Origin of the sequence: Vibrio sp. M250220, assembly GCF_036533795.1 — a bacterium.
Classification (GTDB): domain Bacteria; phylum Pseudomonadota; class Gammaproteobacteria; order Enterobacterales; family Vibrionaceae; genus Vibrio.
The window spans coordinates 54,259-72,272 of record NZ_JATABI010000010.1 but is presented as its reverse complement, the minus strand read 5'-3'; the positions used below and the strand labels follow the sequence as shown (position 1 = coordinate 72,272).

At 46.2% G+C, this 18,014-nt stretch carries 16 protein-coding genes; 4 read left to right on the top strand and 12 right to left on the bottom strand.

Annotated features, from left to right (window positions below; all coding sequences use genetic code 11):
- Positions 1–66: 66 nt before the first annotated feature.
- The 6 genes from QTN94_RS06020 to QTN94_RS05995 form a co-directional block, all read right to left on the bottom strand.
- Positions 67–921 (bottom strand): alpha/beta fold hydrolase, encoded by an 855-nt coding sequence (locus QTN94_RS06020; RefSeq protein ID WP_331427182.1) that lies wholly within the window; start codon positions 919–921, stop codon positions 67–69.
- Positions 921–1,475: a Slp family lipoprotein gene (locus QTN94_RS06015; protein ID WP_331427186.1), complete on the bottom strand. Its 555-nt coding sequence runs from the start codon at positions 1,473–1,475 to the stop codon at positions 921–923. The genes QTN94_RS06020 and QTN94_RS06015 overlap by 1 nt, the downstream gene beginning before the upstream one ends.
- Before the next feature lie 22 nt (positions 1,476–1,497).
- Positions 1,498–1,800 (bottom strand): chromosome partitioning protein ParA, encoded by a 303-nt coding sequence (locus tag QTN94_RS06010; RefSeq protein ID WP_138970738.1) that lies wholly within the window; start codon positions 1,798–1,800, stop codon positions 1,498–1,500.
- Positions 1,801–1,835: 35 nt separating this feature from the next.
- Positions 1,836–2,537 carry a tRNA (adenosine(37)-N6)-threonylcarbamoyltransferase complex dimerization subunit type 1 TsaB gene (gene tsaB, locus QTN94_RS06005; RefSeq protein WP_331427181.1) on the bottom strand — a complete coding sequence of 234 codons (702 nt, stop codon included), beginning with the start codon at positions 2,535–2,537 and terminating at the stop codon, positions 1,836–1,838.
- Positions 2,538–2,557: 20 nt separating this feature from the next.
- Positions 2,558–4,480: an ATP-dependent DNA helicase gene (locus QTN94_RS06000; protein WP_331427180.1), complete on the bottom strand. Its 1,923-nt coding sequence runs from the start codon at positions 4,478–4,480 to the stop codon at positions 2,558–2,560.
- 92 nt (positions 4,481–4,572) lie between these two features.
- Positions 4,573–4,776 (bottom strand): hypothetical protein, encoded by a 204-nt coding sequence (locus QTN94_RS05995; protein ID WP_138970741.1) that lies wholly within the window; start codon positions 4,774–4,776, stop codon positions 4,573–4,575.
- A gap of 194 nt (positions 4,777–4,970) precedes the next feature.
- On the opposite strand from QTN94_RS05995, the gene purU reads away from it, so the two are divergent.
- Positions 4,971–5,804, top strand: a complete 834-nt coding sequence (gene purU, locus QTN94_RS05990) for a formyltetrahydrofolate deformylase (RefSeq protein ID WP_269376043.1) — start codon at positions 4,971–4,973, stop codon at positions 5,802–5,804.
- Between the two features lie 57 nt (positions 5,805–5,861).
- Here purU and QTN94_RS05985 read toward each other — a convergent pair whose 3' ends face one another.
- Positions 5,862–7,874 (bottom strand): NADPH-dependent 2,4-dienoyl-CoA reductase, encoded by a 2,013-nt coding sequence (locus QTN94_RS05985; protein ID WP_331427179.1) that lies wholly within the window; start codon positions 7,872–7,874, stop codon positions 5,862–5,864.
- Positions 7,875–8,075: 201 nt separating this feature from the next.
- On the opposite strand from QTN94_RS05985, the gene sppA reads away from it, so the two are divergent.
- Positions 8,076–9,926 (top strand): signal peptide peptidase SppA, encoded by a 1,851-nt coding sequence (sppA, locus tag QTN94_RS05980; RefSeq protein ID WP_331427178.1) that lies wholly within the window; start codon positions 8,076–8,078, stop codon positions 9,924–9,926.
- 137 nt (positions 9,927–10,063) lie between these two features.
- Positions 10,064–11,080 (top strand): asparaginase, encoded by a 1,017-nt coding sequence (gene ansA / locus QTN94_RS05975; protein WP_138970744.1) that lies wholly within the window; start codon positions 10,064–10,066, stop codon positions 11,078–11,080.
- Positions 11,081–11,194: 114 nt separating this feature from the next.
- Here the strand turns inward: ansA and serS are convergent, their stop codons facing one another.
- From serS to QTN94_RS05955, 4 genes are all read right to left on the bottom strand, one after another.
- Positions 11,195–12,502 (bottom strand): serine--tRNA ligase, encoded by a 1,308-nt coding sequence (gene serS, locus QTN94_RS05970; RefSeq protein WP_331417528.1) that lies wholly within the window; start codon positions 12,500–12,502, stop codon positions 11,195–11,197.
- 97 nt (positions 12,503–12,599) lie between these two features.
- The gene (locus QTN94_RS05965; protein ID WP_331427177.1) at positions 12,600–13,946 is read right to left on the bottom strand and encodes a replication-associated recombination protein A; all 1,347 of its coding nucleotides are present in this window, start codon (positions 13,944–13,946) and stop codon (positions 12,600–12,602) included.
- A gap of 2 nt (positions 13,947–13,948) precedes the next feature.
- Positions 13,949–14,545 carry an outer membrane lipoprotein chaperone LolA gene (gene lolA / locus QTN94_RS05960; protein WP_138970747.1) on the bottom strand — a complete coding sequence of 199 codons (597 nt, stop codon included), beginning with the start codon at positions 14,543–14,545 and terminating at the stop codon, positions 13,949–13,951.
- 97 nt (positions 14,546–14,642) lie between these two features.
- A complete protein-coding gene (locus QTN94_RS05955; protein WP_331427176.1) occupies positions 14,643–15,254 on the bottom strand; it encodes a YecA family protein in 612 nt (203 codons plus the stop codon).
- Positions 15,255–15,511: 257 nt separating this feature from the next.
- On the opposite strand from QTN94_RS05955, the gene dusC reads away from it, so the two are divergent.
- A complete protein-coding gene (dusC, locus tag QTN94_RS05950; protein WP_331427175.1) occupies positions 15,512–16,465 on the top strand; it encodes a tRNA dihydrouridine(16) synthase DusC in 954 nt (317 codons plus the stop codon).
- Here the strand turns inward: dusC and QTN94_RS05945 are convergent.
- The gene (locus tag QTN94_RS05945) at positions 16,462–17,925 is read right to left on the bottom strand and encodes a GGDEF domain-containing protein (protein ID WP_331427174.1); all 1,464 of its coding nucleotides are present in this window, start codon (positions 17,923–17,925) and stop codon (positions 16,462–16,464) included. The genes dusC and QTN94_RS05945 overlap by 4 nt on opposite strands.
- Between the last annotated feature and the right edge of the window lie 89 nt (positions 17,926–18,014).

Genomic DNA, 18,014 nt, shown 5'->3' with positions numbered 1-18,014 from the left:
CTATTTGCAATGTCGTCTATTACAGCACAGGCGGGCTGCTTGAGCACGAAAGACTCAAACACTTGTTTAAATTTTGTTAACTAAACCAAAAATTAGGCTAGCTACTCTAAAAGGGGATTGCAGATGACAGTGGTGACCACCTTCGATCATCTCTACATGAGTGGAATCGGGAGTATCATTCTGAAAAGACTGCAAATAAGAGAAACCTTGCTCACCAAGAATAACCTGTTGAGGTAGGGTGAGCTGCTGGCGATATACTGCCGCTTGTTCCAGCGACATTCGATACAATGATTGGCTCTGTAGCTTAACGTCATGTCGCCACTGCCAACCATTTTCTATCTCGATTAGGCCGCGCTTCACGACGGGAGCAATCAACTCTGCGTCAAGTTCGTTCACTTTTGCTCGACGCTCTATCGCTTCTTGGACTGACTGCATGGCACGCATCGGTTTTCTACGGATTCTTTGCCGACTCAATATACCTTCTCGTAGCCGAGAAACGGCATTTTTTGATGATTCAGCCAAAGGTCCGTACCCTTCTATCTGAACTAATCCATCGATTTGCTCAGCAAAGGCGGCACTATAGCAACTTGCAATCAAAGCACCAAGCGAATGACCCACTAGTACCAGTCTGTTTGGCGATAAGTTAGCCAAAAACTGGTAAACGTCCTCTATATAGTCGTGAAATGGGTAGAAATTGCCGACATTTTTATGGCTAGAAAGGCCATGGCCAGGTAAATCGATTGCGCAAAGGTGGAACTGAGGACTGATTGCGTGTAACTCTCTCATCACGCTTTCGAAGCTGGCCGCATTGTCCAACCAACCATGTAAAAAAACGACGGATAATTCAGCCGTTTCTTTGCAGCCGTATTCGATGGCTGCAATATGGCCATCGGCAATATTCCATCTACGTTCAACGCGCATTATTTGACTTCTTGAATGACTTTGCCTTGCTTAGGCCCATAACGAGATTCGCGACAATACAGCCCATGACATGGAAATAGGTAACTGTCGAAGTCATGAATGATGACACGTTCTTCAATCCTCCATAGGTGATAACCTTTGACCTTCATTACGGGAAAGTCATAGCTATACTCACCTACCTTTGCTTGTTCTCTAGGTTGAGTGTCACCAAGTAGTGAGATCAGTCGCCCTGTTGATAGGGTCACTGGATCAGCAAATCCCTCAATGTAAGCAACAAAACGGCCTTGAGGCTCTTGAGTAATATCCGGTTTGCCCGATGCACTAATTGGCAGGTTGACGACTTCTACACGAGTGGTGTCTTTAAGGTTGGTCACGCTGGCGACCAAACCACCGAGACGCACTTCATCGCCGCTATTATGCGTAGACTGCCAAACCGTGTAATCGGTGATTAGCTGTGGATTATCGGATTTCAAGGTTTCTGGCAACGCACTACAGGCCGACAGCAATGCTGCACCGACCAAGATGAACAGTGGTTGTAATAGACGAAGAGACATAGCGTTAGACAAGCCCATAACGTTAGATGTAAATATCGACACCAAGCAATCGCGATAGTTCATCACGCTTTGCTTGCGTCATAACGTTCATATACTCCTCCATTGCCTTACGTCCTCGTCCTTGCGGAAGGTCGTACTGAACTTGTGCTTTATGGAGTTCAGATTCGCTGACATGGCGGATAGAATGTGCCACCGCATTCGCCACCTTACTCGGTTGGCTAACGGGTGTTTTATCACTTGATTTTTTGACCTCATTCTTCTTATTGGCCTTATTTGCCCTATTGGGGCCAGGGACCGAAGGAGGTAAACCGTTAATTGATACCATACTAACCGCTTATGCCGTTTATCTGATGAACGTCGTTATTCTCTGCCCGGTAGTTTCTTCCAAGCAACCGTATCGCGAAGGTAGACTGGGCTCGCCTCTTCGACATCCACTGCGTTACCTTTAGCCAGTTCAAATTTTGCTAGTTGAACAATATCTTCTGCATCAGGGAACAATACATCACTCTTCTGCGTGTTGAACTGTAGACCATTGAGTTGTTCTGGGTAAGCATCCCAACCTGTCCCTGCCGTAAACCATACTTGTTCATCGGCTTGACTATTATCGGCGACCCACTGAGGTGGCGTGACACACTCACTATCGACCGTTAGCCAAGTGCCATCTTCTTGACGAGTGAAACGTCCCCAATAAACCTCATTCATACGCGCATCAATCGCAGTCGCGACATGGCTTTGAGCGTGTTTACGGTAGACTCCCTGAGCCATAGCTTCTAGTGTCGACACACCGATCATAGGTAAATCCGCGCCGAACGCTAAACCTTGTGCAATACCAATGCCAATTCGCACACCAGTAAAGCTACCCGGGCCACGTCCATAGGCAAGTGCATCCAGTTCCGCTAAGGTTAACCCCGCTTCTTTCAGTACTTCATCTACCATAGGCAGTATTTTCTTGGTGTGATCACGTGGTGCAACTTCACTGCGCACGTACACTTTATCGTCTACTAAAAGAGCAACTGAGCAGTTCTCAGCCGCCGTATCTAGAGCAAGGATCTTTACACTCATTGATATCTCTGATTGTTTGTTTAATTTTGACATGACTTATGTTTAAGAAAGTCCTGTACCACCGCTAGGTCACGTGTGCGGGGTATCGGAGGTAAACTGGCAAGGAAGACCCCACCGTAGTCTCGGGTTACTAAGCGATTATCACAAATAATCAGAGCTCCCCTATCCTTCTTGTCGCGAATTAGGCGCCCAACACCCTGTTTGAGGGTGATTACTGCATCCGGTATTTGAACCTGAGCAAAGGGGTCTCCCCCTTTTAGCTGGCAATCTTCAATGCGAGCCTTCAATAGTGGGTCATCTGGTGCGGTAAAAGGCAATTTGTCGATAATAACACAGCTAAGCGCATCACCTCTAACATCAATCCCCTCCCAAAATGCCCCCGTCGCTACCAGCAGCGCATTCCCCAGCTCCATAAATTCCGCGAGTGTTTTTTGTTTGCTGGTTTCACCTTGCATCAATACAGGTATCGTCAGGTGCTGGCGAAAACGCTCACACAGCTCTTTCATCATGCTATGCGATGTACAGAGAAAGAAACAGCGCCCTTGGTTTTGCTCGATAACAGGGCTTAGCATCGTGACTAACTTGTCGGCCATTCCCGGACTATTCGGTTCTGGCAGATAACGGGGAACACACAACCTCGCCTGACTTTGATAGTCAAACGGACTTGGTAAAGACATTTGAACTTGGGGTTTCAATCCTAGCCGAGCGGTAAAGTGTCCAAAATCGTTGTTCACCGCCAAGGTCGCTGAAGTAAATATCCATGCCCCCTGCTTGAGCTCAATCTGTTCCTGGAACTTGTCGGCTACGGTTAATGGGGTGATATGCAGACTGAAATGTCGTGGACTCGTCTCATACCAATAAGAGTAACCCGTAATAGAGACATCACAAACCCTCACCAATCTTGCTTTGATGGTATTGGCGCGTTCAAACGCACTATCCAATAACTGACTGCGCCCCAAAGCAAGCTTGAGTACTTCGATAACAAAATCCAATGTCTCTTCAAGTCGGCGCAACTCTCGGCCAATCGAAGGGGAATTAATGGCTTCGCGCCAATTACCACGAAACCCTGGCTCACCAAGGACTATGCGCAAATCCATCACTGTCTGATAGAGCTTCTCACCCGCTTTCTGTAGCTGGCGCATATCGCGCGCTTCAGTTCGATAGGCGATTTCAATGTCTTTGCATAACTCATGAACTTGTCGGCTGGATAGAGATTGGCCAAAGTATTGGCTGGCAATGTCCGGTAGCTGATGAGCCTCATCGAAAATAAAAACGTCAGCTTCCGGAATCAATTCCCCAAAGCCCGTTTCTTTAATCGCAAGATCAGCTAAAAACAGGTGATGGTTGACGACCACTATGTCTGCATCCATTGCCTTTTTACGTGCTTTAAGCACAAAGCATTCCTGATAGCTCGGGCACTCTTTACCAAGGCAGTTGTCGTTAGTAGAAGTGATGGTCGGTATCACAGGGCTGTCTTCTGCTATAGCATCACAATCCCCCAAATCTCCGGTTTTCGTTTCGGATGACCAGCTACGCACTTTAACTAACTGACTGAGTAGCGTCGGATCTGCGGTCTGATTGTGGCTTTCCACCATCTGTCGGCTAAGGCGATCTAAACAAAGATAGTTCGCGCGTCCCTTAAGTAAGGCTACTTGACCATAAAATCCGAGCGCATTAGTCATCAAAGGCAGATCACGGTGGAACAACTGCTCTTGGAGGTTTTTGGACCCTGTACTGATGATGGTTTTTTTACCGCTAAGAAGTGCAGGAACCAAGTAAGCAAAAGTTTTACCGGTACCCGTGCCCGCTTCGACCACAACCTGACCTTGCGACTTGATTGCATTGGCAACGACTTCAGCCATGTCGAGTTGTGCTTGGCGCGGTTGAAAACCGGGAATGGCTTTTCCTAATGCGCCTTCAGAAGAGAAGGTTTTTGAAATCATTAAATGCAGAGCGTTAATCTTAAGGGGAGGTAATTATGGCAGTTTTAAGGCCAAGGCGCGAACAGGATTTCGCGCCCTAGGCAATTTATAGATTAACGTTTATTGAGGTAGCGAGTTAACCAAGCAGGGCCAGTGAAACCTTCTTGCTGGCAATCGGACAATGCTTTTGCAGCTTCCGCTGGGGAGGCACGGTTTTCCCACATTTCGTCGAGTAATTCTTCGTCTACTTCCTTTCCACCTGTGAGGGCGCTCACTCTTTCTGAGTACAATTTTCGGGCTAATAACTCTCTATCCATAACTACCACCTAAAAACGCGATAAGAGAAAAAATACCAACATCTAAATTGAGCAAACGGTTAACTCAGATTAATTGTTGAAACCATTTCGATATTAGTTTAATTGTAGCTTCAATAATGCGGGTGAGTTCACCGTTCGCAATCCCGTAAAAAATTCATTATTCAAAAAAAATAATTCACGGAAGTTTTAACTAAATGGAAAAGAAAACACTACTGACACATTGTACAGATGCCCCTGGTCTTATTTCGAAGATCACCAATATCTGTTACAAACACCAACTCAATATCATTCACAACAACGAGTTTGTCGACAACACCAGCGGCCACTTTTTTATGCGTACCGAGCTGGAAGGTTACTTCAATGACCAGACATTTCTCGCTGACCTCGACCAAGCGTTGCCGCAAGGCGCTAAGCGCAAGCTCATCGGCTCAAATCGTAAGCGTGTCGTTATCCTTGTCACCAAAGAAGCGCACTGTCTTGGTGATATTCTCATGAAAAACTACGATGGCAGCCTAGATGTTGAGATTGCTGCTGTCGTTGGTAACTATGACACGTTACAAAGTTTAACTGAGAAGTTTGGCATTCCTTACCATCACGTATCGCATGAAGGGCTAAATCGTGAAGAGCACGAGCAAAAGCTACTCACAGTGATCGACCAATACCAAGCAGATTACTTAGTGTTGGCGAAATACATGCGCGTGTTAACGCCATCATTTGTTGAGAAGTACCACCATAAGATCATCAATATCCACCACAGTTTCCTTCCTGCCTTTATCGGTGCGAAGCCATACCAGCAAGCGTATGAACGTGGCGTTAAGATCATTGGTGCTACGGCGCACTTTGTGACGAATGATCTGGATGAAGGCCCTATCATCAAACAAGACGTGATACCTGTAGACCACAATTTCAGTGCTCAAGACATGGCGCAAGCAGGCCGCGATGTAGAGAAAAATGTCCTAAGTAAAGCACTCAATAAAGTGTTAAACGATCACGTATTTGTCTACGGCAACAAAACCGTCATTTTGTAATTCAAGCGATAACAAATAAGGCCTCCAACTGGAGGCCTTATCTATTCACTCTCTGACTTATAATTTAACCGCCAGCTCTACACCCTGCTTAATCGCTCTTACCGCGTCAAGCTCACCCGCATAGTCTGCGCCGCCGATAACATGCAGCTTGTCACCAAACTGTTCCCATTGAGTTTCAAAAGGACGTACCGATTCTTGCCCTGCACAGATGATCACAGTATCTGCATCAAGTAACTGTTTTTTGTCATCAACGCTAATGTGAAGGCCTTGTTCATCGATTTTCTCATAGTTCACTCCACCGAGTAGATTTACACCACGCTTTTCTAAAGTACGCTTGTGAATCCAACCGGTCGTTTTACCCGGACCTTTACCTACACGACCCTTACGACGCTGTAATACCCATACGGTTTTATCACTCAACGATTCAGGATACGGGTAAAGGCCCCCTGGATGAGAAATTTCCTTGTCGATACCCCATTCATGCAGCCAATCGTCAAGATTGTGCCCATTGGGTTCAGTCAGCATAGTCGCAACATCGACACCAATGCCTCCGGCACCAACAATCGCTACCTTATTGCCAACAGAGCTCTTCTCTTTGATCAATGTTTGATAGTCGATCACTTTTTCTGGCGTATCAATGCCTTCAATATTGACTTTGCGTGGTTCAACACCCGACGCCATCACGACTTCATCATACTCAGCGAGCAGATCATAGTTAGCTTCTGTATCAAGATGAAGCTTTACTCCAGTTTGATCTATCCTGTTAGCGAAATAACGAATCGTTTCTCTAAATTCTTCTTTACCCGGGATCTGCATCGCCAGACGGAACTGTCCACCAATTCGGTCATTACGCTCAAACAGATCAACACTGTGGCCTCTTTCCGCTAGTGTCGTAGCACAGGCTAGACCCGCGGGCCCTGCGCCAACCACGGCGATGTTCTTTTTCACCTCAGCCGGTTTGACCACCAGCTCTGTTTCGCGGCAAGCAAGAGGGTTGACTAAGCACCCTGCGCGTTTACCTTTGAACACGTTGTCGAGACACGCTTGGTTGCAACCAATACAAGTATTAATAAATTGCGACTGATTCTGTTCTGCCTTAATGACAAAATGAGGGTCCGCTAGGAACGGTCTTGCCATCGAGACCATATCGGCATGACCATTGGCGAGAATCGATTCCGCTTCTTCAGGGGTATTAATACGGTTACAGGTAACAATCGGCACATTGACATGTGGACGAACTTTCTCAGTGACCCAAGTAAATGCCCCACGTGGTACCTGAGTCGCGATAGTAGGAATTCTTGCTTCATGCCAACCAATACCAGTATTGATAATGGTTACACCCGCTTTTTCAAGCTCCTGCGCTAACTCAACCACTTCATCAAAGGTACTGCCCTCCTCCACTAAGTCGAGCATAGAAAGACGGAAGATGATAATAAATTCTTGCCCTGCGGCTTTACGAATCGCTTTGACGACTTCCAATGGGAAACGGATACGATTCTGATAGCTACCGCCCCATTCATCGTAGCGAGTGTTGGTTCGTTTACAGATAAACTGGTTTAGGAGATAGCCTTCTGAACCCATCACTTCAACACCATCATAGCCCGCTTCAACCGCTAAAGTAGCACTCTTGGCAAACGCTTCTATGGTATTGTTGATTTGACGCGTGCTCATTTCACTCGGTGCAAAACGTGCGATTGGCGCTTTAATTGAGGAAGCACTTTGAGCAAAGGGATGCATTGCATAACGCCCGGCATGCAATAGCTGTAATGCGATTTTGCCACCATGCTTATGAACCGCTTCAGTCACGACCTTATGCGCTTTAGCATGTTTGGCTTTACTAAACTCAGCACTAAATGGATGCAGTCGACCACGTAAGTTTGGCGAAAAGCCTCCGGTAACGATTAGGCCTACTCCACCCTTCGCTCTCTCTTCGTAGAACGCAGCAAGCTTGCCGAGACCTTCTTTTTGTTCTTCGAGCCCCGTGTGCATTGAGCCCATCAACACTCGGTTTCTCAATTGGGTAAATCCGAGGTCTAGTGGTTTTAGTAGGTTTGGATACATGGAAGACATCACTTTACTCTATTTTTATTGTGGTCTGACCAGAATACGAAGTCATTAAATAAAAATCAAACACCCGTTTACATTTTTGTAACACCGATCAATCTTACGGTTGTTTGGGTATACTAGTTTAAGTAGGATATAACTATATCTTGAATTCTAAGGTCTTACATTGGATAAGCCCTAACCTGCGAGATTCGCAGCGGAGAAAAAATGAAGAGTATTTTTAAGTTTGTTGGCATGTTTTTCAAAGGGATCTGGAAACTGATCACTTTTATTCGTCTTGCCCTCGTCAACCTGATTTTTCTGGCCAGTATCGGTATTATTTATTTCATCTATACCAATGCCGAATCGCCTGTGCCGACGGTTTCTAAAGAGTCCGCGCTGATCGTCAATATTTCTGGTCCAATTGTTGAGCAGGCAACTTATGTCAATCCAATGGATTCGTTGACAGGTTCTTTGTTTGGCCAGAGCTTACCGAAAGAAAACGTCCTATTTGATATTGTTGAAACCATTCGACGTGCAAAAGATGACTCACAAATCAGTGGTATCGTTCTCGCGCTGCGCGATATGCCAGAAACCAATCTGACTAAACTACGCTACATCGCTAAGGCATTGAATGAGTTTAAGGCCTCTGGAAAGCCAATCTACGCGGTAGGCGACATGTACAATCAGAGTCAATACTATCTCGCTAGCTATGCAGATAAGATCTACCTAGCACCTGATGGTGCCGTGATGTTGAAAGGTTATAGCGCCTATTCACTTTACTACAAATCTCTTTTAGAAAAGCTCGACGTTAATACCCATGTATTCCGTGTTGGCACCTATAAGTCTGCCATAGAACCCTTTGTACGTGACGATATGTCGAAAGAGGCAAAAGAGTCCGCCTCTCGCTGGTTAGGGCAACTTTGGGGGGCATATATTGATGATGTCGCGGCCAATCGTCAGCTTGATGCCAAAACACTCAATCCTGATATGAACGAGTTTCTCGCTCTGCTTAAAGCAAACAATGGTGATCTCGCTTCGTTATCGCTAAATGTCGGCCTAGTCGATCAACTGGCGACACGCCAGCAAGTAAGAAAAGAGCTTGTCGATGTTTTTGGTAGCAACGGAGAAGACAGCTATAACTATGTCGACTTCTATGAGTACCAGTCGACAATAACACCTAAATTCAACCTAGCTTCTAATGATATCGCGATTGTGGTGGCAAGTGGTGCCATTATGGATGGTTCACAACCACGCGGCACTGTTGGGGGCGATACAGTTGCTGCCCTACTGCGCCAAGCACGCAATGATGACAAAGTGAAAGCCGTTGTACTGCGTGTTGACAGCCCTGGAGGCAGCGCATTTGCGTCAGAAGTCATTCGCAACGAAGTCGAAGCTCTAAAAGAAGCAGGCAAACCTGTCGTTGTATCGATGTCGAGCCTTGCCGCTTCAGGGGGTTATTGGATTTCAATGAGTGCAGATCGCATCATTGCACAACCGACAACCTTAACGGGTTCAATAGGCATCTTCAGTGTGCTAACGACGTTTGAAAAAGGTCTTAACAAACTGGGTATCTATACCGATGGTATCGGTACTTCGCCTTTCTCTGATGTCGGTATCACTACCGGTCTTTCAGATGGCGCATCCCAAGCATTCCAAATGGGGATCGAACATGGCTATAACCGTTTTATCGGTCTGGTGAGTCAATCACGTCAAATGCCTATAGACAAAGTGGATGAGGTAGCTCAAGGCCGCGTTTGGACAGGTCAAGACGCATTGGAATTCGGCTTGATCGATAAAATTGGTGACTTTGATGACGCAGTCGCATTGGCAGCGGAACTGGCTAAAGTTGAGCAATACAATCTCTATTGGGTTGAAGAGCCACTGTCTCCAGCTCAGCAATTTATTCAAGATTTCATGAATCAGGTCAGTGTCCACTTAGGGGTTGACGCGACGACGATGCTGCCACAAGCACTCCAACCAGTCGCTAAACAAGTGCTGCAAGATACGAATATGCTGCAAAGCTTCAATGATCCAAAAGGGCAATACGCTTTCTGCCTAAACTGTCAGGTTCAATAGCTTCGCTTCACAGCATGGTGACTAAACCGACCAGATGATTTAGGGGGGATTCCTGTGCGGAATCCCCCTTTTTATTGGCCTAGATTAAGATATAATTCCCCGCTCTGTTCCCCCTACAATTAACTGGTTTCAAAGCAATGGCAAGAAAACATATTTATATCGCATACACCGGCGGTACCATTGGTATGCAAAAATCCCATGATCACGGCTATGTTCCTATCGCTGGCTTCATGGAGAAACAACTCGCTAGCATGCCAGAGTTTCATCGACCAGAAATGCCTGAGTTTACTATCCACGAGTATGATCCTCTGATTGACTCGTCAGATATGACACCTGCAGATTGGCAACAAATCGCGGATGATATCCGTGATAACTACGACAAGTACGATGGTTTCGTGATCCTGCATGGCACCGACACCATGGCATATACTGCATCTGCACTATCGTTCATGCTGGAAAACTTGGGTAAACCTGTCATTGTCACCGGCTCTCAAATTCCATTGGCTGAACTGCGCTCTGACGGTCAAGCCAATCTGCTAAATGCCCTGCATATTGCTGCGAATTACCCGATTAACGAAGTGACGCTGTTCTTTAACAACAAACTCATGCGTGGCAACCGCAGTACGAAATCTCACGCTGATGGCTTTAACGCCTTCACTTCACCAAACCTACCTCCACTGCTAGAAGCGGGTATCAATATTCAAATCAGCAGTGAGATTGAAGTCGGTAAGAAACCAGAAGGCGAGTTTAAAGTTCACGACATTACACCACAGCCTATCGGCGTGATTACTATGTACCCAGGAATTTCTCACGAAGTCATTCGCAACACGTTGCTTCAGCCTGTCAATGCAATGATTTTGCTGACGTTCGGTGTCGGTAATGCTCCGCAAAATCCCGAGCTACTCAATCACCTCAAAGAGGCTTCACAGCGTGGCGTTCTCGTCGTCAACCTGACTCAATGTCTCGCTGGTAAAGTCAATATGGGCGGTTACGCAACGGGTTGTGCCTTAGCAGAAGCTGGCGTGATCAGTGGCTATGATATGACGCCAGAAGCGGCGCTCGCGAAACTGCATTACCTTTTAAGCCAAGGTCTAAGCTACGAACAAGTTAAGGTTAAGATGCAGCAAGTCCTTCGTGGTGAGATGAGTATTTAACCTCTCCCCAGCATCTCTTGTAGAAAAGCCGACCTTATGTCGGCTTTTTTATTTCCCGCAGGTACAAAAAAGGCGACTGTATCAGTCGCCTTTTGCTTTATATATCGCTCGCGATTAACCGATGTGCGTTGCGCCGCCCATGTACTTCTGAAGTACAGTTGGGATTGCGATACGACCATCAGCTTCTTGGTTGTTCTCCAGAATCGCAACCATTGTACGACCTACAGCAAGGCCAGAGCCATTTAGTGTATGAACAAGCTCAGGCTTCTTCTCGCCTTTACGACGGAAACGCGCTTGCATACGACGAGCCTGGAAGTCCCACATGTTTGAACAAGATGAGATTTCACGGTAAGTCTCTTGTGCTGGAACCCAAACTTCAAGGTCGTAAGTCTTACGAGCACCGAAGCCCATATCACCAGTACACAGAACCACTTTACGGTAAGGAAGTTCTAGCAGTTGAAGAACTTTCTCTGCATGAGCGGTGAGTTCTTCAAGTGCATCCATTGAGTCTTCCGGCTTAGTGATTTGTACCAATTCAACTTTGTCAAATTGGTGCATACGAATAAGACCACGAGTGTCACGACCATAAGAACCCGCTTCTGAACGGAAACATGGCGTATGAGCTGTCATTTTAAGTGGCAGATCTGCTTCGTCAGTAATCGTGTCACGAACCATGTTAGTAACAGGAACTTCCGCAGTTGGAATAAGCGACAGTTTACGAGGCTCTTCATCGTTCACTTTCTCTTCTAGCGGCTCTGTGTGGAAGAGGTCTTTACCAAACTTAGGTAGCTGGCCAGTACCAAATAGGCTGTCAGAGTTTACTAGGTAAGGCACATACATTTCTGTGTAGCCGTGCTCTTCAGTGTGAAGATCAAGCATGAACTGAGCAATTGCGCGGTGAAGACGAGCAAACTGCCCCTTCATCACGATAAAGCGTGCACCCGTAATCTTAGTGGCACTCGCAAAATCAAGACCGTCGCCCATTTCACCTAGGTCAACGTGATCTTTCAATTCGAAGTCGTAAGTTTTTGGTTCACCCCAACGAGAAATCTCTACGTTGTCATTTTCATCTTTACCGTCTGGCACTTCATCTGCAGGCAGGTTAGGAACCGATAGAGTAATTTCATCAAGTTTCGCCATTACCGCGTCAAGTTCGACTTTTTTCGCGTCTAAATCGCTACCAAGTGTACCGATTTGCTTCTTGATTTCTTCTGCACCGTCTTTATCGCCTGCTGCCATTTTCTGGCCAATCTGCTTGGAGATGGAATTACGCGTGGATTGTAAATTTTCAACTTCTACTTGAATGGACTTGCGTTGTTCTTCGAGTGTACGGATTGTCTCTACGTCTAGCTTAAAGCCACGACGTGCTAGTTTTGCAGCTGTTTCATCCAGCTCTGTACGAAGTAATTTAGAATCCAGCATTGTTAATCCTATGCTTTTTTTAGTAGTGAAATCGCGCTCAAGCTTCATGCTCAAGCGCTAAAAATATTAACCGAATAAATGTATCTAAAATGGACGCTTATTCATAGCGTTTTTGTGGGCTTTTTGCGTCTAAACTAGCCAAGTAATCTAACTTTTCGCCAATTTTAGTTTCTAAGCCGCGATTGGTTGGCTGGTAGTAAGTTTTTTCCGACATTTCTGGTGGCAAATATTGCTCACCAGCCGCATACGCTCCTGGCTCATCGTGGGCATAACGGTACTCGGCGCCATAACCAAGATCTTTCATCAGGCTGGTGGGAGCATTACGAAGATGAGGCGGCACTTCATACTCAGGTAAGTTATGCGCATCGGCCAGAGCTTGCTTCCAAGCGGTATAGACGGCATTGCTCTTTGGCGCGCATGCTAAATAGACAATGGCCTGAGCAATCGCGCGTTCGCCTTCGGCTGGCCCCACTCGTGTAAAACAGTCCCATGCTGATAGGGCTACCTGCATAGCACGTGGATCGGCATTACCAATATCTTCTGACGCAATAGCCAGCAGCCTGCGAGCAATGTACAAAGGGTCACAGCCAGCTGCAATCATCCGAGCAGACCAATAGAGTGCGGCATCGGGGTTGGAACCTCGAATTGATTTATGTACCGCTGAAATTAAGTCGTACCAGATGTCTCCTTTGTTGTCGAAACGAGAGACCTTCTCCCCGGCCACTTCCGCCAACAAAGCCAAAGTGATCTGTTTTTTACCTTGCGCGTCTTCTTGAGCCATATCATACAGCAGCTCAAGGTAGTTTAGGGACATGCGGGCATCACCGTTGACAAGTTCAGATAAACGATCAAGAACGTTGTCGACAAATTCAGCCTCTACCCCACCTAAACCACGCTCTTCGTCATTAATGGCTTGTTCAAGCGCCAGACGGATATCTTCTTTGGCCAACGACGTCAGTTTGTAAACGCGGGCACGTGATAGCAAGGCGTTATTGAGTTCAAAAGAGGGGTTTTCGGTTGTTGCGCCAATAAAGGTCACCGTACCATCCTCGATATGAGGGAGAAACGCATCTTGCTGGGATTTGTTGAAGCGATGTACCTCATCAACAAACAAGATGGTGCGTCGACCTGCCAGTTTATACTCACGAGCTTTCTCAATGGCAGCACGGATCTCTTTTACACCCGAAGTGACGGCCGAGACACGCTCAACCTCTGCGTTAGCATAATTGGCAGCCACTTCAGCGAGAGTGGTTTTTCCTGTACCCGGCGGCCCCCAAAGAATCATCGAGTGGATATGCCCAGCTTCTAGAGAACGTCTTAGCGGCTTGCCTTGGCCAAGAATATGTTGCTGACCAATATACTGCTCGAGTGTTTTAGGGCGCATTCTGGCAGCAAGGGGGCGAAAGTCTTCATCCCCCGAAAAATCTAACGTGTAGTTACTCACACTTAGTTCCTTTGGTCATCGACCTCTACACCCTGTGGAATAGCGAACGTAAAACGATCAGCACTTGGTTTGCCAAGGTGGACATTGTTGAACGTAAACGTACTTTGCTGGCCATCTTGTTCAACCACACTAAACCCTTCCACCTTACCTTGAGGGTCGATTTTTAGCTTAAATTGACCTTGATTGCTGTCCGCTGCGGTTGGCGTTAAGGTGAAGGTATTCCCTTGTTGTTCAACCTTGTAGTTATCCCAGTCGCTCGCGCGATTGCGAGTCAGAAGAACAAAGGGGGTTTGCTCTGTTGCTTGCTCTTGCCAATAGATACTCACTTGTTCAATGAATGGGCTGTAATACCACAGGCTCTTACCATCAGACACCAAGACATTTTCGTCCGGAGCGGTTGTCGTCCAACGAAATAGACTCGGACGTGCGATCTCTACATTACCCTGACCTTCCATCACAACGTCGCCTTCAGGGCTGATCAGCTGTTGAGAAAAATCAGCACTGAATCCATCGTTCATTTGTAGTCGCTGGCTAAGCTCATCTTTAGGCGCAGCCATAACGGAAAAGCTCATCATTAGTAATACAGCAAATTTTTTCATTCGATTGTTACCTTAATTGGTCGCGTACGTACCACTTATAACTTCTAATTCGTTCTAATATGACCGAACAAGGTTAACTTTGTTCGATCAATTTTGTTTATTTTCCGCAGCACTGCTTGAATTTTTTACCGCTCCCACACGGACATTCATCGTTACGACCAATGTTTTTGTATGGGTTAACGCTTTGTGCTTTGGCACCTGTCATTGCTGCATCAGCGGCTTGCGCTACTTCAGCAATCATCAGGTCTATTTGGTCAATAAAGTCACTCAGTAACGGTGGGGTTTCAATGCCCGACGCTTGCATTTGACTACGAGTTTGCTCTTCATCAACCGCTAACATAAAAGTCGTTAACATCGCCTGAAGCATACGCAGTGTTCCATCTCCTACACTGGTCTCCATCCACTGCTCTTCGACAGTCGGCCACAAGGTCATAAAGCCTTCTGCGAAGTCAGCCAGTTGTTCGGCTTGGCGTTCAGGTTCGAGTAAGTTCAATAGCGAGTATTCACCTCGCTGCAAATAAGCGTATTGCTGATGAATATGCGCTTCGATACTCGGTCTCACCTCTACACGCTCAGTAAAAACCGACCCTAGCCAACTTTCTGGGGCTAAAGGTTTGGTTGCCATATTGGCCGCGAGCGTTAAGCCTTCAATAAAGAGTGGTGATTCGGCAGTAATTGAGTCTTCGAGTGTCAGAATTTGATACTTCATTTTCTTGTTCTAGTGTTAATCGTTGTTTAGCGACATTATAACCCTATGCAAGGTCTGCGGTCACTTCGAGACTTCCCTCCCTGATTCGATGACCATACCTTGCTGAAATTTTTGCTACTGTTCCCGTCACGGCTAGTCTCAACGTTTGGTGGCTAGCCTTTTCTTTTTTCTCATTGGCTTTGCACAATCTTAGTTGAGGGATGACTTTATCGGCTAATACCTCTAAAATCACGCCTCCTAAATCTGAGGTGTAATTTATGCGTGTAGTTCTGGGGCCTATGGAGGGCGTGTTAGATCACTTAATGCGAGAGATCTTAACGGATATCAATGACTATGACTTGTGTGTCACTGAATTCGTCCGTGTTGTCGATCAACTCTTGCCTGATCACGTCTTTCACCGCCTGTGTCCAGAGTTACTACAAGGCTCTCAGACAAAATCTGGGGTTCCTGTACATGTACAACTGCTTGGTCAAGATCCACACTGGATGGCTGAAAATGCCGTTCGTGCAGCACAACTTGGTGCCAAAGGCATTGACCTCAACTTTGGCTGTCCGGCTAAACTCGTCAACAAAAGCAAAGGGGGCGCGGCATTGCTGCAACATCCTGAGTTGATTCACAATGTGGTTAAAGCATGCCGAGAAGCGGTTAGCTCAGATATTCCTGTCACAGCTAAGATTCGTTTGGGCTGGGACAACCCTGAAGACTGCTTCGAAATCGTCGACGCGATTCAAAGTGCCGGGGCAAATGAATTGACCGTCCATGCCAGAACCAAAACGGGTGGCTACAAAGCGAGCGAAATCAAGTGGGAGTACATCAACAAAATTCGCCAACGTTTCGATATTCCGCTGATTGCCAATGGTGAGATATGGAATTATCAAGATGGTCAAGCCTGCATTGACACTACTGGAGTTGACTCTTTAATGGTCTGCCGTGGTGCGTTCAACGTGCCGAATTTGGGTAATGTGGTCAAACATGATCATGCGGTGATGCCTTGGTCACAAGTTGTTGAACTGCTCTTGGTGTATTCTCAGTATGAAATGAAAGGCGACAAAGGTCTTTACTATCCTAACCGAGTTAAGCAGTGGTTCGCGTATTTACGTCATCAGTATCCACAAGCAGATAGGCTATTTAGAGAAATTCGCACCTACAACAAAGCTGCACCCATTATTGAGCATATCACCCGATACCGAGATACACTCGTCGCAGCTTAGAACACCAACTGGTCTTTACCTGCGTTTTTCGCTTGATAAAGCTTTTCATCAGCAGCTTTGAATAACACTTCGAAGCTGCTTACTCCTTCTGCTTCAACCACTTCAACACCACCAGACACAGTGAAACCGTTTTCTACAGCCGCCTCTGAATGCTGACAAATATCGTTCCTTACCCTGAGCATACTTTTCTTCAGCGGCTCTATCGCGTTTCCAGTCATATAAATCACAAACTCTTCGCCGCCAATTCGAGCCGCGGCATCACTACTACGAATGCCTAGGCTAATCTGTTCTGCCATATATTTAATAACGGTATCGCCAACATCATGGCCGTGGTTATCATTAATTTTCTTAAAATCATCAATGTCGAAAACCCCGAGCGCGATATAGTGACCGTGCAAGGCGTTATTGGTTAAAAACGCTTCTAAGCCACGTCGATTTAGCAGGCCTGTCATAGGATCTGTCGCGGCAAGCTCTCTGAAATAACCATGCTCAACCCTTGTATTAATCAAAAATAACACCACAACAGAGAACACATAGATAAAGGCCGTCACTAGAAGGCTGTATCGTTGAAAGTAGAAAAAGTGGCGAATCTCTTTTTGTAGATCAAAGAGATAATAGAGAGCATAGTTGCTTGCTACCCCTTCTACGTTAATCATTTTCAGCCTAAACGCATTGTCAGGTGGAGAGAGGTCACTGGTGTTTAGGATATGCAGTTCGCCCGCTAATTTGCCTTGAGTTGCGAGCAGGCGTTGGTAAGAGATATCTACTGACAGCATCCCCTGATGGATATCATTTAGGTAGACTGGCATCGTCATACTCAAAATGGTGTCATTGCTTGCAATGATTGGGGTTGGCCCAGACAAAGTAATTTTATCTCGGTTACTGGCGGTCACCTGCCAGTATGGGCGAGCTTGGATGGTGTCGAGTAATTCCACCGTCAGACTCTTTGCATAATCATCAGGCGAAGACATTACATAGCCTGCTCTGTCGATATAGTGAATGCCTAGCAGATACCCATCGATATCGTGTAAGAATGACAAAATTGGAGCAAGTGACACTTGGTTGGAAACTCGCTGATAGATGTCACTACCCGGAGTACAAAGGCTTTCTCCGCCAACCAACATATAGTTAATGTCGACAGCGGGAATGTCATAATCCCGCCCTTCGGATCTCAGTAGAGCGTCAATCGGCCACATCTGACATAAGCCCTCGACAATTCGACGATTATGTTCAAGCAGCATAAAGTTTGCGTTCTTATCATGGTTGGAAAAGCTATAGTCTATCGCGGCAACGACTTTAGCGGCGCGAGAAGTTGCCTCAACGACACGAGTGTATTCATCATCGATATCGCGATTAACGGCGTCATACTGGTTTTTTAGCGTCAATGCAAGCACGACTAAGGACCAAACCATAGGTGCTAAAAATACAAACTTTAAACTAAAGTGCCTGTCAACCTGCATCTATTTCCTCACTAAAACTAAACCCATCAATACTGTAATACAATTGATGGGTTTAGTAGATATCCAGATTGATATTATCTCATAGATTT